At 42.4% G+C, this 21854-nt stretch carries 24 protein-coding genes; 12 read left to right on the top strand and 12 right to left on the bottom strand.

Annotated elements, in window-relative coordinates:
* Window positions 1–125: 125 nt before the first annotated feature.
* From ccsA (BLQ57_RS07095) to BLQ57_RS07125, 7 genes are all read right to left on the bottom strand, one after another.
* On the bottom strand, window positions 126–2645 hold the full coding sequence (ccsA, locus tag BLQ57_RS07095; RefSeq protein ID WP_087938644.1) for a cytochrome c biogenesis protein CcsA: 2520 nt from the start codon (window positions 2643–2645) through the stop codon (window positions 126–128).
* A gap of 23 nt (window positions 2646–2668) precedes the next feature.
* Window positions 2669–3085 carry a cytochrome c maturation protein CcmE domain-containing protein gene (locus BLQ57_RS07100; protein WP_087938643.1) on the bottom strand — a complete coding sequence of 139 codons (417 nt, stop codon included), beginning with the start codon at window positions 3083–3085 and terminating at the stop codon, window positions 2669–2671.
* Window positions 3086–3096: 11 nt separating this feature from the next.
* Window positions 3097–3342 (bottom strand): CcmD family protein, encoded by a 246-nt coding sequence (locus BLQ57_RS07105; RefSeq protein WP_087938642.1) that lies wholly within the window; start codon window positions 3340–3342, stop codon window positions 3097–3099.
* A 2-nt stretch (window positions 3343–3344) separates the two neighbouring features.
* Window positions 3345–4019, bottom strand: a complete 675-nt coding sequence (ccsA, locus tag BLQ57_RS07110) for a cytochrome c biogenesis protein CcsA (protein ID WP_087938641.1) — start codon at window positions 4017–4019, stop codon at window positions 3345–3347.
* A gap of 127 nt (window positions 4020–4146) precedes the next feature.
* A complete protein-coding gene (locus BLQ57_RS07115) occupies window positions 4147–5475 on the bottom strand; it encodes a dicarboxylate/amino acid:cation symporter (RefSeq protein ID WP_087938640.1) in 1329 nt (442 codons plus the stop codon).
* Window positions 5476–5486: 11 nt separating this feature from the next.
* Window positions 5487–6575, bottom strand: coding sequence for a chorismate synthase (aroC, locus tag BLQ57_RS07120; RefSeq protein ID WP_087938639.1), 1089 nt, complete (start codon window positions 6573–6575; stop codon window positions 5487–5489).
* Window positions 6575–8020: a BatD family protein gene (locus BLQ57_RS07125; protein ID WP_087938638.1), complete on the bottom strand. Its 1446-nt coding sequence runs from the start codon at window positions 8018–8020 to the stop codon at window positions 6575–6577. Before BLQ57_RS07125 ends, aroC begins: the two co-directional genes overlap by 1 nt.
* A gap of 114 nt (window positions 8021–8134) precedes the next feature.
* Between BLQ57_RS07125 and BLQ57_RS21655 the strand changes: the two genes are divergently transcribed.
* Window positions 8135–8323, top strand: coding sequence for a hypothetical protein (locus BLQ57_RS21655; RefSeq protein ID WP_087938637.1), 189 nt, complete (start codon window positions 8135–8137; stop codon window positions 8321–8323).
* Window positions 8324–8498: 175 nt separating this feature from the next.
* Here BLQ57_RS21655 and BLQ57_RS07135 read toward each other — a convergent pair whose 3' ends face one another.
* Window positions 8499–9728: an ammonium transporter gene (locus BLQ57_RS07135; protein WP_087938636.1), complete on the bottom strand. Its 1230-nt coding sequence runs from the start codon at window positions 9726–9728 to the stop codon at window positions 8499–8501.
* A 20-nt stretch (window positions 9729–9748) separates the two neighbouring features.
* Window positions 9749–10087, bottom strand: coding sequence for a P-II family nitrogen regulator (locus tag BLQ57_RS07140; protein ID WP_087938701.1), 339 nt, complete (start codon window positions 10085–10087; stop codon window positions 9749–9751).
* A 283-nt stretch (window positions 10088–10370) separates the two neighbouring features.
* Between BLQ57_RS07140 and BLQ57_RS07145 the strand changes: the two genes are divergently transcribed.
* The 3 genes from BLQ57_RS07145 (at window position 10371) to BLQ57_RS07155 (ending at window position 12005) form a co-directional block, all read left to right on the top strand.
* On the top strand, window positions 10371–11276 hold the full coding sequence (locus tag BLQ57_RS07145) for a nucleotidyltransferase family protein (RefSeq protein ID WP_087938635.1): 906 nt from the start codon (window positions 10371–10373) through the stop codon (window positions 11274–11276).
* A 74-nt stretch (window positions 11277–11350) separates the two neighbouring features.
* Complete coding sequence (locus tag BLQ57_RS07150) at window positions 11351–11668, top strand: type II toxin-antitoxin system HigB family toxin (protein ID WP_087938634.1); 318 nt, start codon at window positions 11351–11353, stop codon at window positions 11666–11668.
* Window positions 11646–12005: a helix-turn-helix domain-containing protein gene (locus BLQ57_RS07155; RefSeq protein ID WP_087938633.1), complete on the top strand. Its 360-nt coding sequence runs from the start codon at window positions 11646–11648 to the stop codon at window positions 12003–12005. The genes BLQ57_RS07150 and BLQ57_RS07155 overlap by 23 nt, the downstream gene beginning before the upstream one ends.
* A gap of 24 nt (window positions 12006–12029) precedes the next feature.
* Here BLQ57_RS07155 and recF read toward each other — a convergent pair whose 3' ends face one another.
* Window positions 12030–13133: a DNA replication/repair protein RecF gene (gene recF / locus BLQ57_RS07160; RefSeq protein WP_087938632.1), complete on the bottom strand. Its 1104-nt coding sequence runs from the start codon at window positions 13131–13133 to the stop codon at window positions 12030–12032.
* A gap of 91 nt (window positions 13134–13224) precedes the next feature.
* Between recF and pdhA the strand changes: the two genes are divergently transcribed.
* From pdhA to BLQ57_RS07195, 7 genes are all read left to right on the top strand, one after another.
* The gene (gene pdhA / locus BLQ57_RS07165; RefSeq protein WP_087938631.1) at window positions 13225–14244 is read left to right on the top strand and encodes a pyruvate dehydrogenase (acetyl-transferring) E1 component subunit alpha; all 1020 of its coding nucleotides are present in this window, start codon (window positions 13225–13227) and stop codon (window positions 14242–14244) included.
* A 114-nt stretch (window positions 14245–14358) separates the two neighbouring features.
* Window positions 14359–15069: a tetratricopeptide repeat protein gene (locus tag BLQ57_RS07170; protein ID WP_087938630.1), complete on the top strand. Its 711-nt coding sequence runs from the start codon at window positions 14359–14361 to the stop codon at window positions 15067–15069.
* 85 nt (window positions 15070–15154) lie between these two features.
* Window positions 15155–15631: a 6,7-dimethyl-8-ribityllumazine synthase gene (gene ribH, locus BLQ57_RS07175; RefSeq protein WP_087938629.1), complete on the top strand. Its 477-nt coding sequence runs from the start codon at window positions 15155–15157 to the stop codon at window positions 15629–15631.
* A gap of 95 nt (window positions 15632–15726) precedes the next feature.
* Entirely contained in the window at window positions 15727–17049 is a 1323-nt protein-coding gene (locus BLQ57_RS07180) for an aspartate kinase (RefSeq protein WP_087938628.1), read from the top strand.
* Between the two features lie 133 nt (window positions 17050–17182).
* The gene (locus tag BLQ57_RS07185) at window positions 17183–17512 is read left to right on the top strand and encodes a DUF6787 family protein (RefSeq protein ID WP_087938627.1); all 330 of its coding nucleotides are present in this window, start codon (window positions 17183–17185) and stop codon (window positions 17510–17512) included.
* 71 nt (window positions 17513–17583) lie between these two features.
* Window positions 17584–17994: an OsmC family protein gene (locus tag BLQ57_RS07190; RefSeq protein ID WP_087938626.1), complete on the top strand. Its 411-nt coding sequence runs from the start codon at window positions 17584–17586 to the stop codon at window positions 17992–17994.
* Between the two features lie 117 nt (window positions 17995–18111).
* Window positions 18112–18417, top strand: coding sequence for a hypothetical protein (locus BLQ57_RS07195; RefSeq protein WP_087938625.1), 306 nt, complete (start codon window positions 18112–18114; stop codon window positions 18415–18417).
* A gap of 4 nt (window positions 18418–18421) precedes the next feature.
* Here BLQ57_RS07195 and BLQ57_RS07200 read toward each other — a convergent pair whose 3' ends face one another.
* Together BLQ57_RS07200 and BLQ57_RS07205 are read right to left on the bottom strand one after the other, a co-directional pair.
* Window positions 18422–19051, bottom strand: coding sequence for an SIMPL domain-containing protein (locus BLQ57_RS07200; protein ID WP_317042217.1), 630 nt, complete (start codon window positions 19049–19051; stop codon window positions 18422–18424).
* A 186-nt stretch (window positions 19052–19237) separates the two neighbouring features.
* Window positions 19238–20719: a M14 family zinc carboxypeptidase gene (locus BLQ57_RS07205; protein ID WP_087938700.1), complete on the bottom strand. Its 1482-nt coding sequence runs from the start codon at window positions 20717–20719 to the stop codon at window positions 19238–19240.
* 91 nt (window positions 20720–20810) lie between these two features.
* On the opposite strand from BLQ57_RS07205, the gene BLQ57_RS07210 reads away from it, so the two are divergent.
* Window positions 20811–21821, top strand: a complete 1011-nt coding sequence (locus BLQ57_RS07210) for a dipeptide epimerase (RefSeq protein ID WP_087938624.1) — start codon at window positions 20811–20813, stop codon at window positions 21819–21821.
* The last annotated feature ends 33 nt before the right edge of the window (window positions 21822–21854 follow it).

The raw sequence follows: 21854 nt of genomic DNA on the forward strand, positions 1-21854 counted from the left end.
TAAATAGGGGAATAGGGTTGAATTTTAGGGCTATTTCTAATAATCCCCTGAATATAGCCTTTTTCAGGTGTAGTGAAAACAAAAAAAGGGGCATGTGCCCCTTTTGGTCTCTAAATGGGTGAGAACTACTCCAAACCCTTGTCTCTCATTTTTTTGAACTCATCAAATCTTCTGAAGATGGCTACTGTAAATCCGATAAGCATCAGAATAGAGCCTACCCAAAGCACGTTGATATAGGGCTTGACGATCGCCTTCATCACAACATAGTCTTTCTGGTACTGATTGACTTTGAATACAAATTTATTTTGCTCCGGAACGATATTGTCTAAAGTGACTTTAATACCCAGTTCATTATCTACTACAGGAAGCTTCCCGACTTGGTTGTTTCTAATGATGAAGGTAGGCTCGAGTGTTTTTTCTACATCATAATCCAAAATCCGAAGTTTGGCTTTCACTGCCACGTCTCCCTCTTGGAGTACATAATCTTCGATTTCGCTTAGAACTTCTGCACCGTCAAAGTAGGTCACAAAGTCAGCGATATGAAACTGCTCTCCGGGCGATACTTCATAAAACTCATCGTCTTTCCAATCGGGATCTTCGTAATCATTCATGGCCGCTACATAGGTATAAAGATCCCTGTCGAGGTAGATTTTAGAATCCGGCGAAGAGATCAAGCCGCCCATTCCCTCATTGAATTGAGACATTGGATTCAGAGAAAACTTCAAGACCTCATTTTGAAAATAATCGATCTGGAAGTAGTCATTTTCCTCCAAAACCAAATTGACATTATCACCCTTCTTAAAGACATCTTTATAATCTTCCAGAGCAATGGCCTCATTGACTTTACCTGTAGATTCGAGAATTTTCGCCGGCACGAGCTCTTTGATTCCCACTACTTTCTTTTGTCTTCCTCTATAGATGACCGTGTAGTCTTTCATTTGAGTGGGCTTATTGATCCAGAGTAATACGTGCTCCTTATTCAATTCATCTTCCCAGCTATTGCTATAGGTCAGACCGGACATGTTGATGGAAATTGTGTCGGAATAACCTGAGCTAAACATGATCCCAATAAGGATCATCCCTAATCCAATATGAGCCAGAGAACCTCCGGCTAATTTGAAGGTTGATTTTTTCAACAACTTGGAAAGAATCACTGAGTTTGCGACGATAGTAAAAGTCCCCGCCAAAATGATGATCATGTATTTCCAATCGTAGACCTTGGCTAATACTATTATGGCTGCGGATAAGAGTACAGAGATGATATAAGGGGTCAAAAGTGCATCTTTCAATGCTTTTTTGTCCATCTTTTGCCACCAGAAAAACTGACCTACTGAAGTCAGCAAAGCCAGAGCGATACCAAACCAAAGCTGAAATTTGGTGTAAAACTCCACTTGATCAGCTGGAGGTGCCATATTAGAAATCCCACCGAAGCTTTCCACCAGAGCATTCCAAGCTGGGATAGAAGTCGGAAGGATCACCTGAAAGCCCATCAGACCAAGTGTAGTGGCCCCGATGAATATCCAAAACTCTCGAGAATAAACAGAGGCTTCACGCTCTGAGCTAGGGATGTGTTTCCATGCTTTGATGGTAAAAAACAAAGCTACTGCTAAAAAGAAGAGCATGTAGATCAGGAGTTGGCCCGAGAGGCCCAAATCTGTGAAAGAGTGTACCGATGCATCTCCTAATACACCCGAGCGGACCAAGAAGGTGGCGTATAAAACAAGGATAAAGGAAAGAATGACTAAGATAATCGAAGTTTTTAGCGCAGTACTGCTCTTTTTGTATGTGATCATGGTATGCACTGAGGCTACCAAAATCAGCCAAGGAACATAGACTGCATTTTCTACAGGATCCCAGTTCCAATATCCTCCAAAGTTCAGCGTGACATAGGCCCAGTAGGCTCCCATTAATATTCCCATACCGAGAATCATGGTCGAAAAAATAGCCCAAGGAAGCGCAGGTCTTACCCACTCAGAGTACCGACGCGTGGCCAGGCCACCGATCAGGAAGGCAAAGGGAACAAGCGTGGAAGCATAGCCTAGGAAAAGCGTAGGAGGGTGAATCACCATCCAAATATTTTGTAAAAGTGGGTTTAGTCCTGTCCCATCCTCCGGTATAAAGTCCGGATTCATCTGAAAAATCGGAGCCTGTGTGGCATCTCGAAGAAGAATGAATGGGGAGCTACCAATTTTCAAATCACCTATGACCACGCCCATGATCATAGACACCAAGAAAGCCTGCACGAGAGCAAAGACAATCATTACAGGAGCTTCCCATGCTTTATTGGTTTTGATCAGCGTAACTCCTAGGATCACATTCCAGAAAATCCAAAGGATGAAGGCTCCTTCCTGACCCTCCCAGAAGCTGGAAATCATGTAGTGGACGGGGAGTGCTTTGCTTGAATGCGAATAGGCATAAAAGTATTCAAATCGATGGTTGTAAATGATCTCAAAAAGTGAAAATGCAATCATCACACTGGAAACAGCATGAACATAAAAGCTCGCCCTGCTAAAGCGCTTCCAGCTATTTTTTTCTATCTCGTTAGCTTTGTAATACTGGTAATAGGCATAGGCTGATACCAATGCACTGACAAAAGCCACTATGCTCATCACATGGCCTAGGTTACCGATAAAGGTATTGATCATGATTGTTTGTTAAAGCTTCTACTTCACATTCCCGCCGCCTGCACATCAGTTTCCTGATATTTGGAAGGGCACTTCATCAGGATTTTATCTGCAATGAAGATTTCCTCTGTCTTAAATTGACCTATTACTACTACCGACTCAGATCGGGTGAAATCCGCCGGCACTGGTTCATTGTAAAATACCTCTTGCTCTGTGCCTTCATTATCTACCAAAACGAAGGTAAATGAAGTTTTGTCCTCTCGGACATTGATGCCTACCACCTCTCCGGTGTCATCTTTTTTCAATTGACCGACTACATGGATGGATTTATCATTTCCGTTTTTCTTCATTTCCATAGCCGTGTCAAATGATTCATAGCTACTTGCGTCGCCGATTGAGGTCATGATGATGACAATAGCGATGGCGATGATGCCTATTCCTACGAGATGTCCTTTTTTCATAGTTGTTTCGATTAATTGACCGGAAGGTTTTTTTCAATTCTACTTATTTTCCGATCAGTATAGATTAAGTAGCCGGTGATACCGATGAATATGATACCTATAATTCCCACCAAAACATAAATTTTCCCCTCTTCACGCATCTTATCGGCCATTTCTACCCGATTGTTGGTATAATCCGAATCGGTCACCTCGATTTTCTCTTGGGCAAAAGCCTGAAGGCTGAAGACAAGTAGGAATAGTATTGCTAGTTTTTTCATCTTTAGGAATTAATCAATTTGTCCTCAATCGTCCTTTCCACTCTACGCATTTTGACCCGTACAGTTGCTATCCATGCACCAAAAAGTGTCCAACCCAAAATAGCAGGGTAGAATACCATTCTAAGCTTGGAGTCCAAATCATAGGCATTGAATCCAGGATTACCTCCATTGCCAGGATGCAAACTGTCTGTCAAGCGAGGCAATACAAAGATTAAGGGAATAAAGGCTGCGAAAGCAAAAATATTATAAATAGCTCCTATTCTGCCACGCTGCTGCGCATCAGTCAGTGAATTTCGCAAGATTAGGTAAGCAAAATACATCAAGAGGCCAATAGCGGAAGCATTTTGCTTCGGATCCCCACTCCAATAGTCTCCCCAGGTAAATTTTGCCCAAAGCATGCCTGTAGCGATTCCCAAGACTCCGAATAAAATGGCCGCATTGGTGAATTCTATGGCGAAGTCATCATGTTTGAGGTCATTGCTTCGTAAATATCGAATACTGTAGTAGACCGATACCAAAAGCATCAGTATCATCCCAAACCACATGGTCACATGAAAATGTAATGCCCGGATGGTTTCATTTAAAATCGGAAGACGAGGGGCATCCATCAGCAGGCCTGCGAAGATGGTGTACAGCAGCAGTGCGATTGCAAGAATTTTCCACCAGGATTGGCGCATAGGGTAATTTTTGCTTTTTCAATTGCAAAAATAAGCTATAAGTTCCTGAATCCGGTGCTTTTTCTTACAAAAGATAAAGGCCAGATCGTTTACAATCTGGCCTTTGTTGATTTTGAAAAATAGTTACTTACTCGTTTGGAGTAAGAGGATTGCTTTTTCGAATCAACCCATCGGGTAATTCCCCTTCTGTGCTAGCCACAATAGTACAAACTGTAGCATCTCCTGTGACATTGACGACGGTTCGGAACATATCCAATATCCGGTCCGGAGCGATAATAAGGGCAATGCCGGCTGCCGGCACCCCAATAGACTCTAATACGATGATCAGCATGATCAATCCTGCTCCGGGCACTCCCGCTGACCCAATGGAAGCCAAGGTAGCCGTCAGCACGATCATCAGCTGCTGAGTCAGGGACAAATCCATTCCCAAAGCCTGTGCAATGAAAACTGCCGCAACTCCCTGGTAAAGACTCGTACCATCCATATTTACCGTCGCACCCAATGGTAAAACAAAACTGGAAACTTCTTCTGAGACTCCTAGCTCTTCTTCGACCTGCTTCATGGTCACTGGAAGTGTAGCAGAGCTAGAGCTGGTAGAAAATGCCAACAATTGGGCTGGGCGAATCGCTTTAAAAAAGTCCAAATAGGGTACTTTGGTGAAAGCCTTTAATATCAAGGGGTAGACAAGAAGAATCATGGTAAACAAGCCTCCAACCACTACGGCGCTATATTTCAGCAAGGCCAAAAGTAACTCTACCGCAGAATCAGGGTTTTCTCCCGCAATCTCTACAATCAACGAAGCCATTAAAGCAAATACGCCATAGGGAGCAATCAACATGATATAATTGACAATTTGGATAATCACGTCATTCAGTCCATCGAAGAAAGCAATTACTGGAGTTCCTTTTTCCTTAGGAATTTGAAGTAAAGCTATCCCAATCAGAATGGCAAAAAACACGACCTGAAGCATAGCTCCATTATTGGAAGCTGCCAAGAATACGTTTTCAGGAACAATATCTACTAAGGGTTGCAAGGGGCTTTGCTCCTGTAGCTCAGCGGCTTGACCCACTCTTGATCCCGCGTCACCCTCGTATAGTTTCATGAGGTTTTCTCGGGTTTCGATCGGAAGGCTTTTTCCAGGCTTGAATACATTGACCAGAATCAGCCCTATAGAAATAGCCAATACGGTCGTCACCAGATACGTCCCTATTGTTTTTCCTCCGATTCGGCTGAGCTTGGAGATATCACCTAGATTGGAAACGCCTACTACTAATGAAGCCAATACTAGGGGTACGGCTATCATTTTCAGTGAATTGATGAAAATCGTGCCGATGGGCTTGATATAGTCTAAGGTAAAGGAATTAGGTAGAGAAGTTTTGATCACGACCAAACCAAATACAAGACCGAGAATCAGGCCAATTATAATCTGTGTATGTAAAGGAATTTTCTTCAGCATGAAGCCTGGGTTTATATAATATCTCGAAGTTTATTGCTTTTTGCCAACAAAAGATAATCTGCAATGACCAAAGCAGCCATTGCTTCCACGATTGGTACCGCTCGGGGTACTACACAAGGATCATGACGACCCTTGCCACTGACCGTGACCGAATCTCCTGCCTCATTGATGGACTCTTGATCTTGCATGATGGTAGCGACAGGTTTAAATGCTACCCGAAAATAAATATCCTCACCATTGGAAATCCCTCCTTGGATGCCGCCAGAGTGATTAGTTTTGGTTTTTATCTGATCTCCATCTTTGACAATGGCGTCATTATGCTGGGACCCTCTCATTTTTACCCCCTCGAATCCACTTCCAAATTCGAAGCCTTTCACTGCGTTGATACTTAGCATGGCTTTACCCAGTTCGGCATGTAGTCGGTCAAAAACAGGCTCTCCCAGGCCTAAAGGAGTGTTTTCAATCACACAACTGACCACTCCTCCGATAGTATCACGGTCCTTTCGAACCGAGTCGATTAATTGGATCATTTGATCGGCAGCTTGGGGATCAGGACATCGGACGATATTATTTTCAATTTCTGAAAAATCAAGGTCTCGGTAATTTTTATTAAGGCTCAACTCTCCCACCTGAGAGACATAGGCCGTAATCTTAATTCCTTTTTGGGCGAGAAGCATTTTTGCAATAGCGCCAGCTGCTACTCGAGCGGCTGTCTCTCGAGCCGAACTGCGGCCTCCACCGCGATAATCGCGGATTCCATATTTCTCAAAATAGGTGTAATCTGCATGAGAAGGTCGAAATTTATCAGCGATATGAGAGTAATCTTTACTCTTTTGATCCGCATTACGGATGATGATTCCTATTGGCGTTCCCGTACTTTTCCCTTCGAAAACTCCTGATAGAATTTCTATCTCATCTTCCTCTTTTCGCTGCGTAGTGATTTTGGATTGACCGGGCTTACGCCGCTGCATTTCTGTTTTGATGAAGTTTTCGTCTATAGTCAAACCTGCCGGACAGCCTTCTATCGTGACTCCTAAAGCGACCCCGTGGGATTCGCCAAAGGTGGTGATCCTGAAAAGCTTCCCAAATGTATTCCCCATTATTTTCTTCGTATGATGATAACCGCTATAAAGACCACCGAGGCCAGTAATAGCAGGTTAATTGCGACCGTAAAATAGTATTTATATTGCTCGTTTAAAAACCTGTTGTCCTCGCTGCTGATTCGGTCATAGACTCCTCCCAGTCTTCGATTGGAGATTGCTTGATTTACTTTGCTCTCGCCTACTACATTGATCCTTGCTGTAGGGCGAAGGGTATCGTATACAGCTCTTTTGGGATCAAAATAAATCCACTCAAAGTGGTTTCCTAGATCCACCTCGGCAGCCTCATTGATGGTGATGAAATAATTAAACTCCTTGATTCCCGATACACGTCCGTATCCCCGGTTGATTTGCTGCCTCACATTGGGGTCAAAAGTATTTAAATTACCTCCCCCGATCACTTTTGGATTAGAAATAGCATTGATATTACCCACTCCAGAGACGCCAAAGCTATAATTGAACCCCTCCCCAGTACCTACCTCTAACTCAGTGATGTTTTCTCTGAGCTGATATTCTCCGACAGCTACTTCATTTCTCAGCGGATGAGAGGGCAATCTCTTTATTGTGATCGTTTTGGGAGCAGAATAGAAGGTCTTGAAGTCTTCCTGTCTATTTGATCCGAAGAAAGTAGGATTTTTGGCTACCCGGTATTTGATCATTTCCCATGGAATGCTTGGTATTTCGATTTTTCCATCTGAAAAGGGAAAGAAAGTCGCCTCATATACCTTATAGCGAGTCCATCGCTTACCATTGATCATGACTTGCTCAGGGTCAATGTTCGAAATATTATAGTTTTCCTCCCAGGCATTGGTAGGTTTGATTTTTTTCAGGACGGCATCAAGCTGCTCACCAGGCTTGTAAAAATTAAATGGTGCTTGGTTTTGCTCAGACATATAAAAGGCCAACACCATCGAAAAACCCTCTCCGGCAAATACACTGTCTTTGTCTACAGTGACAGAAAAAAATGCCTCGTCGTCGAGTTCTACATATTCTGGCTCTTCCTGTGCTCTTCCAAAGAAATCTGCAAAAGGATCACTGTTGGTGGACCCTCCACTTCGCCCGCTAACAGGATCTGTCACTGAGATGGTTTTGCCATCAAAATCAAAGGTATTTCCATTGATATCAATACTAAAGCTAGGCAATTTAAACTCGCCTTTACGGCTGGGTTTATAATACTGGATAATGCTATTCGAACTCGTGACCTGTCCATTAATCACATTCATGGAAGAGGATTGAGAGATGCCCTGCTTTTGGAAGCCGGGGATATCGGGGAATTGATCGTAGGACTTGATTTTTTCATTCGCCACATTTATCTTAATGGTGAAAGTTTCATTCAGCCCGATTTGATCAGGGCCTAACTCCACACTCACCTCTTGTGCGAGTAGCTCTGAGGAAAAAAAGAAGAGCGCGAATACCAAGAAAGAAGATAGCAGCGTTTTACACATGGTGCGAAATTAAGGATAATTCCAATTTGGGAACCCTAATTTTACGTAACATTGAAGGAAAAGCCTTCGTATGGAAACTTAAATTCAGTTAATAAACCCTAAACTCTTTAGACTATGATAGAATATGTGAAGACCATTTTGCAGAAAGTTAGCTTCTCCAAATATTTATTTGAGCGGGAGTTGCGAAAAGGCCTAAGACTTATTTTACCAGCTGAGGTCGAGGAATTTAGAGATTGGTGTTACCAGATGTTTGGAAAAATACACCAAAGTATTCTCAACCGGTACTTTCAGCCGGCAATTTAGAAGAACCAACCCTGCCACGATCGAGCAGGGTTTTTTTAAGTTTTCCCCAAAAACCTAAAACAGCCCAAAAAACAGATAATAATAAGTGTTCTTTGGGCTGTGCTAGTATTAGGGTAGGCTGTTGCTAATCAAAAAAACAGCGGAAACTCTCATTTCCACTGTTTTGGCTGGCGGTTTAATCTTTGGTCGCAAAATCCGGATAAGCCCGCATTCCGTGTTCATTGATGTCAAGCCCTTCGACCTCTTCTTTTTCATCTACACGGATACCGATAGTTTTTTTCAAGGTGAAAAAGATAATTCCAGCAAACAAAAAGCAGAAAACGGCCACACTTCCTACACCGATTAACTGAGAGAGAAACTGATTCCAACCTGCCAGTTCACCAAAAATCCCCACAGCCAATGTACCCCATATACCGCCGATTAAGTGCACAGAAATTGCTCCTACAGGGTCATCAATTTTGATTTTATCGAATAAAACTACGCCAAATACAATCAATCCCCCACCGATAAAACCGATGATGGCGGAGTCTAAAATGTTCATTTGATCTGCACCTGCAGTGATTCCTACTAAGCCGGCCAAAATTCCATTGAGGACCATGGTGATATCATAGGATTTGAATTTGATAAAGGAAACCAATAAAGCTCCAAAAGCTCCTGCTGATGCGGCAATGGAAGTGGTCACAAATACGCGGGAAACTGCTCCCGGATCGGCACTGAGAACGGAGCCTCCATTGAAACCAAACCAGCCAAACCATAGCAGAAACACTCCAAAGGTGGCCAAAGGTAAATTGTGTCCCGGGATGGCATTCATGCCTCTTTCTGTGTATTTTCCGATTCTTGGACCAAGTAGGTAGGCGCCAACAAGCGCTCCCCAGCCTCCTACAGAGTGCACGATGGTAGAGCCTGCGAAATCATAAAATGAGGTATCCAAGGTATCCAAAAATCCACCTCCCCATTTCCACATGCCTACAATAGGGTAGCAAATGGCTACATAGAGAATAGAGAAAAAGATAAAGGGCCCTAACTTTATTCGCTCTGCTACTGCACCAGATACGATAGTCGCAGCGGTAGCGGCAAACATGGCCTGAAAGATAAAGTCCGTGAAGTAAGTATATCCTTCATTATAGTTGGATGTATCCCAACCTTCGGGCAAACTCAGCCCAAAGCCTCCAAATCCGACAAAGGATCCCTCAAATCCAGATCCTGGATACATGATATTGAAGCCGACTAGAGCATAGGTCAAAATTCCTATAGCTGGGATAATCGTGTTTTTAAAGAGAATGTTGACCGTGTTTTTGGCCCGGGTGAGACCAGCCTCCAGACTGGCGAAACCCAAATGCATGATAAAGACCAAAATAGTGGCCATCATCATCCAGAGATTATTGACAGTAAATAGTTCTTGCATAGGTTTGATGGTTTGAGCGATTAAAGGGCTTTTTCTCCGGTGTCACTATTTCGGATGCGGTAAGCTTCCAAGACATCAAAGACGAAGATTTTTCCATCTCCGATTTCGCCTGTTTTGCCTTCTTTGAGAATGCACTGGATGACGCTGTCTTTCAATTCATCCGGGATGATAATTTCTAATTTGGTCCGGGGAATGTAAGCCGGTTCGTATGCCACCCCTCGATACATTTCCTGTCGTGCATGTTCAAAACCCATCCCTTTGATTTCATAAAAGGATAGGAATTTGACCCCTAGCCCAGAAATGCAAGCATGGATCTGCTCAAAGCGCGATGTACGGATGATCGCTTCTATTTTTTTCATTTTTTCAATCAGGTTTGAGGTTTGTTGAGAATTTGGCATGAAAGTAATTTAAAAATTGTGATTAAATCAAAATATAGATGAAAAAATGTCCTCTAAAAACAGAAAAAATGTAAAAAATTAAATTTATGGTGTCTATTTAGGCCATAAAATTGATTTTTATAATTTTTTTAGGAAAGAGTGGGTTAAAAATTAATCTAATGTTTAAAAAAGGAATAAGTCGATATCTTGTACCCCGAGTCATTTCCATTAATTTTGATGCGTTTTATAAAAGACTGAAAGCAAGATGACTCAAAAACCAACTTTAGTAGTATTAGCAGCAGGAATGGGCAGCAGGTATGGCGGAAACAAGCAGATTGACGGCTTTGGACCCAATGGAGAAACGATTCTAGAATATTCCATTTTTGATGCCATCCGGGCAGGGTTCGGAAAAGTAGTATTTATTGTTAGGCAAGAGATTCTGGATGTAGCCAAAGAAAAATTCCTCCCAAAGCTTCAAGGTAAAATTGAGGTGGATTGGGTAATCCAATCCTTGGAGAGCTTTGTGCCTGCGGAATTTAAGCAGGCAGATCGAGTCAAGCCATTTGGCACCGCTCATGCAGTACTTTGCGCTAAGGATGCTGTCAAGGAGCCCTTTGCTGTGATCAATGCGGATGATTTTTACGGGAAGGAAGCTTTTGAAGAGATCGGAAAGTTTTTGTCAAAAGATGCCCGTCCTGATTTACATGCCATGGTAGGCTATGCCATTCAAAATGTGCTTTCAGAAAATGGAACGGTAAGTCGGGGAGTTTGCGAAACGAATGAGAAAGGGCAATTGATCGGCATGACCGAGCGTACATCCATCGCTAGAGAAGGAGAAAAGATCCTCAGCAGGGGTGAAGGAGAGGTAATTGAAATCGCAGAAAACACTCCTGTTAGCATGAATTTTTGGGGCTTTCATCCTGATGTTTTTGCGGATGTGGAGCAAATGTGGAATGAATTTCTTCCAGCCAATCTTGAAAACCTCAAATCGGAATTTTACATCCCAACGGTAGCCAATAACCTGATTCAATCAGGAAAGGCAGCCTTTGAGATCCTTCCCGGTGGAAAAACCTGGTTTGGCGTGACCTACACCGAAGATAAGCCGGTGGTCATCGAGGCATTGAAAAAGCTACACGAAACTGGGGAATACCCTGAGGACTTGTGGAAATAAGGAAAGAGGCTTCGGTCTCTTTTTAATTTAAAAAATAACGTAACCAAATTGGTAACATTTTTGTATATTTGGAAATGCGCATCATTGCAGTAAAAACCCTAAAGGAATGGTGTATTGCTTATCCAAAAGCAAAGCAAAGTCTTTTGGCTTGGCATGAAGAGGCCCTTTCCGCAGAATGGAATAGCCCAAATGAATTAAAGTCGCAATTTCACAATGCTTCGATCATCTCAGACAAAAGAGTGATATTCAATATTCATGGAAATTCATTTCGCTTAATTGTGGATATCGAATATCGATTGAAAATAGTCTTTATTGTTTGGTTTGGAACCCATCAGCAATACGACAAAATAGACGCAAAAATCATCAGCTATGGTAAAGCCAATAAAAAATAACAGCGAATACGAAAATGCTTTGGAGCGTACTTACGATTTAATGCAACAAGATTTAGCACCGGAGTCAGAAGCTTCCGATGAGTTGGAGGTTCTTTCTATTCTTATCAAAGAATATGAAAACGTTCATTTCCCAATTCCAAAACCTCACCCAATTGAAGCGATAAAGTTCCGGTTGGATCAAATGGGAATCTCCGAATCCGAGCTTTCTGAAATTTTGGGTGCCCGATCTAGAAAATCTGAGATCCTATCTGGAAAGAGAAAATTAAGCCTTGCTATGATTCGGAAACTTAATGAGAAATTAAAAATTCCCGCAGAGGTGTTGATCAGAGAGTATTAATTTTTAAAAAATTCCAGCCTCATTTTACTCCCTCTTCACCTTCCCAATCTCCACTTCAAAGAAAAAGACCTCCGAGTCGAGTTGGGCTAGGATAGCATGCGATCGCTCCGGTCTGGCATCTGTCAGAAAGATCTGCCCGAAGGTATGCTTGGAGATCAACTGCATGAGTTGGGCGATACGAATATCATCCAACTTGTCAAAAATATCATCCAGAAGTAGTAGCGGCTTCTCGCCCCTATCTTTTTCAAAAATCTGAAACTGAGCCAGCTTCAAAGCAATAATAAAAGACTTCTGCTGTCCCTGACTACCAATCTTGCGGATGGGGTGATCTCCAATCAAAAACACATAGTCGTCTTTGTGAATCCCAGCGTTGGAGTTTTTAGTGATCTGATCTTTTTTTCGAAGACTCATAAAATAATCTCCAAAATCCTCCCGAAGGGCCTCAGTCTGATACTGAATGGTCACCTTCTCCTGTCCTTGGGAGATTTCTTCATAATGCGCCTGAAGCATGGGTGCCACTTCTTCCATCAGTTCGGACCTTCGTTGGGCCAGCTCCTGACTCAGCCGGATCATTTCCTCGTCATAGCTCCCCAAAAGCGTCATATCTCTTCTGCCGGTCTCGGCAAATTGCTTCAAAAGAGCATTTCGCTGCTTCAGAAAATGATGATAGCGAATGAGTCTATTCAGGTACTGCCGATCGAGTTGGGAAAGTAATCCATCAAAAAACTTTCTGCGTCCTTCACTCCCTCCTTTGATCAGCTCCGTGTCATCGGGTGCTATTAAGACCAAAGGAATTAATCCTACATGCTCGGAGGTCTTATCCAAGGTTTTTCCATTTTGCCAAATCTGTTTCTTTTTTCCGAGCTCGAAAGTACATCGAATCTCCAGCGGCTTCTCTTGAATTTCAAATTGTCCTTTGATCGCAAAGAAGTCCTGCTCATGCTGCACATTCAGCGAATCGCTTGACTGGACCGAACTTTTGGTAAGAGATAGATAGTGGATGCCATCCAAAATATTGGTCTTCCCACTGCCGTTCAGACCAGTAAAGCAATTAATCTGTGGGGAAAAGTCCATCCGGGTTTTCTCATGGTTTTTAAATTGTAAGAGTTCCAGGGACTTTAGATACATCTGATGCGTGAATTATTTGGGCGGCAGCCTGATTTTTAATAGCAGTTGGTTATATTTGGGGCCTAAATTAGCATATTTTGATCATTACGATATGGCAAAGAAGACAACAGCGACCAAGTCAAAAGTAAACTATTCGAAAGAAACCTACGCTTTTTGGTATGAGAGCATGCTCTTGATGAGACGCTTCGAAGAAAAAGCAGGGCAACTTTACGGTCAGCAAAAAATACGAGGATTTTGTCACTTGTACATTGGCCAAGAGGCTTGTGCAGCTGGTGCCATTACCGCTTTAGAAAAAGACGACAAATGGATCACGGCTTACCGAGATCATGCGCATCCACTGGGTTTGGGGACAGATCCTGGTGCTGTGATGGCTGAATTGTATGGTAAAGCTACCGGAACTACCAAAGGTAAAGGTGGTTCTATGCATATTTTCGACAAAGAGCGAAACTTCATGGGAGGCCACGGGATCGTGGGAGCTCAAGTTCCTATGGGTTTGGGTATTGGCTTTGCCGAAAAATACAAGGGCACTAAAAACCTTTGCATTTGTCACATGGGTGATGGAGCAGTTAGACAGGGTGCTGTACATGAGGCATTCAATTTGGCCATGCTTTACAAGACTCCGGTAATTTTTGTCATCGAAAACAATGGCTATGCCATGGGAACTTCTGTCGCCCGTACTTCCAATGTCACTGAACTCTATCAAATCGGCGAATCTTACGATATGCCTGCTTTTGCAGTAGACGGTATGAATGTGGAAGCTATACACGAATCTGTAGCAGAAGCTGCCGAACGTGCTAGAAAGGGTGATGGACCTACGCTTTTGGAATTCAGAACGTATCGATATAAAGGTCACTCTATGTCTGATCCTCAGAAATACCGCACCAAGGAAGAGGTAGAGGAATACAAGATGAAGGATCCCATTGAGCAAGTATTGAAAACAATCAAAGACAACAAGATCTTGAGCGAGGAGGAAATTGAAAAAATCATCGCAAAGGTGAAAAAGCAAGTGGCCGACGCGGTCAAGTTTGCAGAAGAATCTCCATGGCCCGATGGTCAGGATGCCTTCAAGGATGTTTACATCCAAGAAGATTATCCATTTGTAATGGAATAAATCAAACTGCTAAGTCTAAAAAAAAGCCATGAAAACAAGATGGATTCATGGCTTTTTTATTGGGCTTTGTGGAAATTATAAAAAACGTATATTTGCGCCTGAAAATCGAGTAACATGGCAAAGAAACTATCCAAAAAAGCACAACAAGAACAAAATGAACTACTGGAAAATCCGGAAGTTCTTGCAGAATCGCTCGGACGCGGTGAGGCTTTTTTGAAGAAGAATAGCAAGATATTAGGCGGAGTGCTGATCGCTGCCATCCTTTTGATTGGGGGGATTTTGTTTTTCCAGATCAATAATCAGAATCAAAATCAGAATGCTCAAGAAGAGATGTTTCAAGCCGTCTATTTCTATGAGCAGGACAGTGTAGAGTTTGCGCTGAATGGAGACGGGATCAATCCGGGATTCCTTCAGATTGTGGATGAGTATCCGCGTACCGATGCTGCCAACTTGGCTAATTTCTACATTGGATCCATCTACCTCTCTCAAAAGAACTTCTCGGATGCGATCGAGTATTTAGAGAAATTCAGTTCTGATGACTATTTGGTGCAGGCTAAAGCTTATGCGCTATTAGGTGATGCTTACTTGGATTCTGGAAATGTGAATGAGGCAATTTCCTTTTATAAAAAGGCAGTAGGCCATAAGCCTAATGATTACTTTACTCCCAAATATTTGTACAAGTTGGCTGTTGCCCAAGAAGAGGCTGGTAATTTACAGGAAGCTATCAAAGCCTTCGGTGAGATCGAAGAGAAATACTACGAGTCATTCGAATACACTGGCGCACGAAAACACAAAGCACGCTTGGAAGGCCTTGCCGCTAAGTAATGCTTTGCTATAAGCATCTTTTAGAAGAGTAAGGTTCGATAGAATCTTACTCTTTTTTCGTTTAAAAACCTCAAAACAATAATCCATGGCTACTTCTAACAAAAGCCTGAGCGAATACAGCTCCAAAAATATTACTGATATCAGTTCCAAAAAATTTGCCATCGTCGTATCCGAGTGGAATGAGGACGTGACTGAAGCGCTCTATTCCGGGGCCTATCAGACACTGATTCAGCACGGCGCAAAAAAAGAAAATATCATCCGTAAAAATGTGCCGGGATCATTTGAGCTTTCACTGGGTGCTCAATGGTGTGCACAGGACGAAAATATCGATGCTGTAATCTGTTTGGGTTGTGTGATTCAGGGGGAAACGCGTCACTTTGATTTTATCTGTGATGCCGTAGCACAAGGAATTACCCTAGTTGGACTGAAATTTAATAAACCCGTGATTTTTGGAGTTTTGACTCCTGAAAATCAGCAGCAGGCCTTGGACCGAGCAGGAGGAAAGCACGGAAACAAGGGAGATGAAGCAGCGATCACTGCATTGAAGATGCTTGGGTTCTGAACCTGTGTTTTTAAAAAAGTCAAGAACTTATAAATAAGAGACCTAAGCGTGATTTTTGAACACTCAATCACACTTATCAAACCTATTAATTAATTATGAAAGTAATGAAATTCGGGGGGACCTCCGTAGGCAAACCCGAGCGCATGCATCAGGTCAAGGACCTGGTATCTTCAGGAGATGAACCCACCATCGTGGTACTATCCGCCCTCTCTGGCACTACCAATGCCCTTGTAGGTATTGGGGAAGCGCTGGCTGCTGCAGACCGAATCCTAGCCAAGGAGCGAATTGATGAGCTTCATGCCCACTACCTGGACTTCTATCCACAGCTCTTGAAAGCAGAGAAAACTCGAGCCAAAGCAGAAGCCATTATCAAGGAGCACTTCGAATTTTTAAATATTATTCTCAAGATTTCATTCAATGAGGCCATTAACCGGGATATTCTTGCTCAAGGCGAATTGCTTTCGACCAAGTTGTTTTACACCCTATTGGAAGAATTGGAGATCCCTGCTGTCTTTTTGATCGCCTTGGACTTTATGAGTATTGACGAAAACTCAGAGCCAGAATTGGGTAAAATTTCAGAAAAACTGAAAGCTATTATCAGCCAACATCCCGGTCAAAAGCTTTTTGTAACCCAAGGCTATATTTGTAAAAATCACCGAAATGAGGTCGATAATCTTAAGCGTGGAGGAAGTGATTACACGGCCTCTTTGATCGCAGCGGCTATTAATGCTTCTGTTTGCGAGATTTGGACTGATATCGATGGGATGCACAATAATGACCCACGAATCGTCAACCGTACCCGCCCTATTGCAGAGTTATCTTTTGATGAGGCGGCTGAGTTGGCTTACTTTGGGGCAAAGATTCTCCATCCTGCATCAATATGGCCGGCGCAGCAATACAATGTACCGGTGAGGTTGCTCAATACCATGGATCCCAATGCCCACGGAACGCTGATCAAAGCAGATGTGGAAACAAAAGGAGTCAAAGCCATTGCAGCCAAAGATGGAATCACTGCAATCAAAATCAAGTCCAGCCGAATGCTTTTGGCGTATGGATTTTTGAGGAGGGTCTTTGAGATCTTTGAAAAATATAAGACTCCCATCGATATGATCACCACATCAGAGGTGGCTGTATCTGTGACTATTGATGACATTAGCCATTTGGACCTTATTACCAAAGAGCTCGAGGTATTGGGAATAGTCGAAGTGGACGCTAATCAGAGCATCGTCTGCATCGTAGGAAATATGGTATCTGAAACTAGGGGAGCGGTGAAGTCTGTGATGGATAGTCTTGTCGATATTCCGATTCGTATGGTATCTTATGGTGGTAGCCGACACAATGTATCCCTGCTGATTGATTCTAAATTCAAAAATGAAGCCCTTCAGAAACTAAATGATGGGGTTTTTAATTGGAATTAAGTCTTAAAGAGTAATAAGTTCATCAAAGAAAGTAATGGCAAAGCGATTCCACATAGGAGTTATCAATAGGCTGCTTTGTACTTCGAATTGAGGAAATTCCTTCATTTAGACCATTTCGATTTAATTTTGCTTCATGTCAACCTCACCTCAAAAACCAGGATTTCTTAAACGACTTCAGACCAAATGGAAGCTGGACAGTCTGTTTCAGGTGGTCATGGTTTTGATCGTTTTTGCTTGTACAGGATTTACCATTCTATTTATAAAAAATCCTATTTTGGATTTCTTTGGAGTGGAGAAAGGGGGTTTTGTAAATACCCTTTTGTACTTGCTACTTGTACTTCCGCTGTATCAAATATTCCTTTTGATCTATGGGTTTATTTTTGGTCAGTTTCGGTTTTTTTGGGAAAAAGAAAAACAAATTATGAGGAGGATTATCGGAATATTCTCTAAGAAAAAATCCTGATATCGAGAACCAAAGACTGTTTAAATTCCTTCTAGTAGTGAAATTAATTTTTAAACGAAAATCTTTAAACCATGATTAGAAAAGCAACAGCTGTCTGGACCGGCAGTGGAAAAGAAGGCAAAGGACATGTAAGTACGCCTAGCAATGTTTTAGACAAAACCCAATATTCCTTCAAATCACGTTTTGAGGATGGAGTGGGAACCAATCCTGAAGAACTAATTGCAGCAGCCCATGCTGGATGCTTTGCGATGAAGCTCAGTTTCAATTTAAGTGCAGAAGATCATGCCCCTGAGGAATTGGAGGTCACCTGCAATATTACTTTTGAGGATGGAACACTCAAAAAATCTCACTTGGTGCTGAAAGCCAAAGTGGAGGGAATCAGCGAAGATAAATTCGCCGAACTCGTCAAAGATGCTGAGGAAAATTGCCCGATCTCTAAGGTTTTGAATACTGAGATTTCGGTAGAGTATACACTCAATTGAGCATAAAGAAAATTTAACATAGAAAAGATCCTTCGGGATCTTTTTTTGTTAGAACCTAATGGACGACAATTCCGTTAGCAATTTGCTACGAGTACTAAACCAACTATTTCTGGACCAATGAATACTATTTCCGAAAGGCGATTGACTTTTGATTCCAATCGCATGATTTTTGCGAAAAACGCAATTTTTGCTGTTTTGATTTTACTGGTAATTTTTAATTTAGAAGGGATGTTTTCGAGTCAAAATCTCAAGGCGCTTTCTTTGTATTTTACCTTTACGCCTATTGCCGCCGGGATTTCCGGAATTATTTTCAAAAACACGGTAGGTCTTCGCCAATCTTCCGGCATGAAGAAAGTACTGGGATGGACCATCGGGCTACTTGCTTATGCGGTGCTTATTCCACTTTCTCTTTCCTTAGCCTAAAGTTCTAATCTACTTCGAAGACCAATTTCATCGTGATGGAAGCGGTTTTGTTTTTCGAGCTTGTATTGAAGGCTCCTCCCCAGGAATAATCCTCCCCGGAGTTTTGTCCTGTAATTTGAAAGACGCCCATGTTGGCTGAGATTAGATTTCCCAAACTAGCATTAGAGTTTTCTGCAATTCGCTCTGCTCGGATTCGCGCATCTTCGGTAGCTTTGGCAATCATTTCAAGTTTTAAAGACTCCAAGTCAGTGTAGTAATACCGAGGCTGTTGAGAATAAAAAGCGATCCCTTGATTGAGGAGTTCAGTAATTTCGCGGCTGATTTTCTCCACTTTTTCTACTTCCTTGGACTCGATGACTAGCGATTGGTTTAGCTGATAGCCAGTAAATGTCTGTCCCATATAGCGTCCGTCATTGGAGTAGTTTTGCTGATATTGAGGATTGGTGGCGACAGCGTTGAAAACGAGTTGGGATTCGGGAATACCTTTAGACACCAAGTATTGAGTTACTGCTTCACGGTCTTTTTCGAGATTGGCATAGGCAGTTTGAATATTGTTGCTTTCACGAGAGAAATTCCCCTCCCAGACGATCAGGTCTGAGGTGAAATTCTGCTCTCCAAGTCCCGTGACATTCACATTTCCTTGTGGACGATTTCGATTGATGACTGCATAGCCAAAAATGATAGAAGAGATAACAATGGCCTAGCCAAAAATGATTGCGTTTGTTTTCATAAGAATAGATTCAAAGCATTAAGTTATCGAATTTTTCCATAAAAAAACCTGCCAATTGGCAGGTTAAGTCTCTTTTGGTAAAACAGGCTTTCAATATATCCTTTGCATAAGATCTTGATCTTTTGGGTTTTTCAAATCTATCAGGTATCCGTTGACGACTGCATGGGTCAACTCTCCCCCTTTTTCCAAAAAGAAATTGGGACTTGCCCCAGTCATCCACCCGGAAGAGAAAGTTTCCCGTGAATGGAGAACCATGATCGGTAAGTGATGCAATTGGTTTTCCTTGGCACTTTTCACTTTCACTGCCAGGTATCCTTGTTTCAAAAGCTCCAAAGCTTCGGCCTCGTCTATTGCATCGAGGTTTTCACATTCCTCCTCAAAAACCTTACCCTCAACCCATCGATGGCCAGTAGCATCCAATTCTTCAAAACCAAAGTACACTTGCATATCTCCCACATCTTCGATATTTCCATTGACAAAATACGTTTCGCCTGCATTGGATTCACGTCTTCGTATGGCTATATCAATCGGGTACAGCTTTCCATTCACTTCGACCTCCACTTCATTTAGAATGAGATCCATAAGCTGTATGCCATTGTCAGGGATAGAAAAATACTGCTCGGTAGTGTAAGTTTCATAGCTTTTAGTAGCGATTTGGTGGAGCGCATTTAGAATAATCATAAAGTTGAGCTTGCGGATGTATTGTTTTTCAGGGTCTCCCATGTAGCCACCGGATTCAATTAGAATGGTGCTGGTGCCCCATTTTTGGATATTATCTCCAAAGGCCCTCGGCTCAAAACCGTCATCGTATTTGCCCACTTGGCCAGGGATCATCTGCTGGAGAATTTCATTCATTCCCACTATAGTCTGCATGGCACGCTCACGGACATCATTGACATCCCGTTCGTAATTGTAGCCTGGTGCCAAAACCGAAATAGTCGCCTGCTTTGGGGTGTTGACTACATTATAATAAATCTGCTGATCATGAAGGTTAAAGCCAAAATCTGGTTCAAACTCGTCACGGGCGTTTTTAAGAATAACCGCTTCTGGAGAAATCTGAGAAATCGCATCTCGATTGAGGTCAATGTCCAGTGCATTTCTGCGTTTGAAAGCTTCTGCGCCATCGGGATTGATCATCGGGATAAATTTGATCGAAAGCTGGTTTTTCAAAGTGCTTCTGAGCTCATCGTACTCGTCTCCACTCCCTTCCAAAAAGTTAAACAGATCAAAAAGGGCCATAGTCGCTGTACTTTCATTTCCATGCATCTGTGACCATAGCATAACTTTGGTCTGTCCCTCTCCCCAATAAAGAGCAGTGATACTCCGCCCTTCGATAGATGATCCAAGTGTTCTTAGCTCAAAACTGGATTGGTGCTTTTCGATCAGCGGCTGAAGGTCCGAATGGGTAAATCTCCTGTGGGTGATGGCTGGTTCTAAAAATTGCTCATGTGCATTTTCCAGCATATCCACAGAAAAAGAATTGTTTTCTGATTCATTTGCTGTTTTACATCCAATACTGAAAAACAAAAACAGCAAAAACAGGCTAATTTGATTTCTGTTGATTATTTTCATGTTCTGATTTTTGGCAAGGTGAAAGAAAGTAAAGCTAAGCATCTTTAGGCTAAATTTCAGGTAGATTCAATCATTTGATCAAAACGCTAAAATGAAACTCTCCTATCAGGTCATAGATCTTCCTCTTAAGCACACTTTTACCATCGCCCATCAAAGTCGGGATATCCAAGATACCCTGATAGTCAAACTCGAAGATGCAGGTTTTTACGGTTTGGGAGAGTCCACTACCAATCCATTTTACGGGATGACGATTGAGAATATGACCGAACGCCTGGAAGCAGCAAGAGCAATAGTGGAAAGAGGAAGCTGGGATCATCCTGAGCGACTTTGGGAAATGACTAAAGAAATTTTTGCTGAAAATCCTTTTGCGCAATGTGCCTTGGATATGGCTGCTTGGGACCTCTACACCAAAAAACAAGGAAAAAAACTTTATGAATATTTGGGGCTGAGTCCCAAGGATATTCCCTTGACCAATTTTACTATTGGAATCGATAGCTTGGATAAAATGGTCTCCAAAATGAAAGAGGTGGATTGGCCGATCTATAAAATCAAATTGGGGACCGATAATGATTTGGAAATTGTGCGGGAACTGCGGAAGCATTCTGATGCGATTTTCAGGATAGATGCCAATTGCGCTTGGACTGCTGAGCAGGCTATTCGAAATTCTGAAGTTTTGGCCCAGCTCGGGGTAGAGTTTATGGAGCAACCCCTCGGAAAGGATGATTTGGAAGGAATGAAAGAGGTATTTCTCCACTCAAAACTCCCTGTGATGGCTGATGAAAGTTGTATAGTGGAGAGCGATGTGAAAAAGTGCCAGGGACTTTTTCACGCCATCAATGTAAAGCTAGTCAAAGCAGGGGGGATTACGCCAGGAATTAGAATGATTCATGAAGCAAAATCTTTAGGCATGAAAACTATGGTAGGCTGTATGACTGAGTCTTCGGTGGGCATTTCGGCCATAGCCCATATCGCGCCACTTCTTGATTATGTGGATATGGATGGAGCCATGCTTTTGGCAAAAGATCCCGCAAAGGGAGTTCAGATTACACCGGAAAAAGTCAGCTTTCCCGACGGACCGGGAATCGGTGCTGAAATGATATAGTAAAAAAAGACAGCTTTTGGGCTGTCTTTTTGA

The organism is Algoriphagus faecimaris (assembly GCF_900101705.1).
Classification (GTDB): domain Bacteria; phylum Bacteroidota; class Bacteroidia; order Cytophagales; family Cyclobacteriaceae; genus Algoriphagus; species Algoriphagus faecimaris.

What these genes read in the sequence shown, in the direction of transcription:
- ccsA (WP_087938644.1), bottom strand. Translation starts at nt 2,645, where the DNA reads ATGATCAATACCTTTATCGGTAACCTAGGCCATGTGATGAGCATAGTG.
- BLQ57_RS07100 (WP_087938643.1), bottom strand. Translation starts at nt 3,085, where the DNA reads ATGAAAAAAGGACATCTCGTAGGAATAGGCATCATCGCCATCGCTATT.
- BLQ57_RS07105 (WP_087938642.1), bottom strand. Translation starts at nt 3,342, where the DNA reads ATGAAAAAACTAGCAATACTATTCCTACTTGTCTTCAGCCTTCAGGCT.
- ccsA (WP_087938641.1), bottom strand. Translation starts at nt 4,019, where the DNA reads ATGCGCCAATCCTGGTGGAAAATTCTTGCAATCGCACTGCTGCTGTAC.
- BLQ57_RS07115 (WP_087938640.1), bottom strand. Translation starts at nt 5,475, where the DNA reads ATGCTGAAGAAAATTCCTTTACATACACAGATTATAATTGGCCTGATT.
- aroC (WP_087938639.1), bottom strand. Translation starts at nt 6,575, where the DNA reads ATGGGGAATACATTTGGGAAGCTTTTCAGGATCACCACCTTTGGCGAA.
- BLQ57_RS07125 (WP_087938638.1), bottom strand. Translation starts at nt 8,020, where the DNA reads ATGTGTAAAACGCTGCTATCTTCTTTCTTGGTATTCGCGCTCTTCTTT.
- BLQ57_RS21655 (WP_087938637.1), top strand. Translation starts at nt 8,135, where the DNA reads ATGATAGAATATGTGAAGACCATTTTGCAGAAAGTTAGCTTCTCCAAA.
- BLQ57_RS07135 (WP_087938636.1), bottom strand. Translation starts at nt 9,728, where the DNA reads ATGCAAGAACTATTTACTGTCAATAATCTCTGGATGATGATGGCCACT.
- BLQ57_RS07140 (WP_087938701.1), bottom strand. Translation starts at nt 10,087, where the DNA reads ATGAAAAAAATAGAAGCGATCATCCGTACATCGCGCTTTGAGCAGATC.
- BLQ57_RS07145 (WP_087938635.1), top strand. Translation starts at nt 10,371, where the DNA reads ATGACTCAAAAACCAACTTTAGTAGTATTAGCAGCAGGAATGGGCAGC.
- BLQ57_RS07150 (WP_087938634.1), top strand. Translation starts at nt 11,351, where the DNA reads ATGCGCATCATTGCAGTAAAAACCCTAAAGGAATGGTGTATTGCTTAT.
- BLQ57_RS07155 (WP_087938633.1), top strand. Translation starts at nt 11,646, where the DNA reads ATGGTAAAGCCAATAAAAAATAACAGCGAATACGAAAATGCTTTGGAG.
- recF (WP_087938632.1), bottom strand. Translation starts at nt 13,133, where the DNA reads ATGTATCTAAAGTCCCTGGAACTCTTACAATTTAAAAACCATGAGAAA.
- pdhA (WP_087938631.1), top strand. Translation starts at nt 13,225, where the DNA reads ATGGCAAAGAAGACAACAGCGACCAAGTCAAAAGTAAACTATTCGAAA.
- BLQ57_RS07170 (WP_087938630.1), top strand. Translation starts at nt 14,359, where the DNA reads ATGGCAAAGAAACTATCCAAAAAAGCACAACAAGAACAAAATGAACTA.
- ribH (WP_087938629.1), top strand. Translation starts at nt 15,155, where the DNA reads ATGGCTACTTCTAACAAAAGCCTGAGCGAATACAGCTCCAAAAATATT.
- BLQ57_RS07180 (WP_087938628.1), top strand. Translation starts at nt 15,727, where the DNA reads ATGAAAGTAATGAAATTCGGGGGGACCTCCGTAGGCAAACCCGAGCGC.
- BLQ57_RS07185 (WP_087938627.1), top strand. Translation starts at nt 17,183, where the DNA reads ATGTCAACCTCACCTCAAAAACCAGGATTTCTTAAACGACTTCAGACC.
- BLQ57_RS07190 (WP_087938626.1), top strand. Translation starts at nt 17,584, where the DNA reads ATGATTAGAAAAGCAACAGCTGTCTGGACCGGCAGTGGAAAAGAAGGC.
- BLQ57_RS07195 (WP_087938625.1), top strand. Translation starts at nt 18,112, where the DNA reads ATGAATACTATTTCCGAAAGGCGATTGACTTTTGATTCCAATCGCATG.
- BLQ57_RS07205 (WP_087938700.1), bottom strand. Translation starts at nt 20,719, where the DNA reads ATGAAAATAATCAACAGAAATCAAATTAGCCTGTTTTTGCTGTTTTTG.
- BLQ57_RS07210 (WP_087938624.1), top strand. Translation starts at nt 20,811, where the DNA reads ATGAAACTCTCCTATCAGGTCATAGATCTTCCTCTTAAGCACACTTTT.